This is a genomic window from Streptomyces sp. GbtcB6 (genome assembly GCF_019091475.1).
In the GTDB taxonomy this organism is placed as follows: Bacteria; Actinomycetota; Actinomycetes; order Streptomycetales; family Streptomycetaceae; genus Streptomyces; species Streptomyces hyaluromycini.
The window spans coordinates 1-257 of record NZ_JAGXJL010000349.1 but is presented as its reverse complement, the minus strand read 5'-3'; the positions used below and the strand labels follow the sequence as shown (position 1 = coordinate 257).

The window sequence follows — 257 nt, the reverse complement described above, 5'->3', positions numbered from 1 at the left end:
GGGCGGTGAGATCGGTGCGGCTGGTCGCGCCGAGCAGGGCCAGGCACCCCACCGTCAGCGGGCAGACCCCGGCGATGATCGCCGAGATGAGCAGCGTCGCCCCGGAACCGGCGTCGGCCTGTACCTCGGTGAAGATCAGCGGTGCGAAGCCGGCCCCCAGCCCCGCGATCTGGTAGCCGAGGGAAGCGCGGGTGTAGCGGCTCCGGGTGGAGAACAGTTCCGTGTACAGCGCGGCGAGCGGGCCGTACATCATCGGG

General features: G+C 71.6%; 1 pseudogene. It reads right to left on the bottom strand.

What is annotated here, in order from left to right:
- Positions 1-257, bottom strand: a pseudogene (locus KVT45_RS55425) (MFS transporter); the annotation flags it as partial.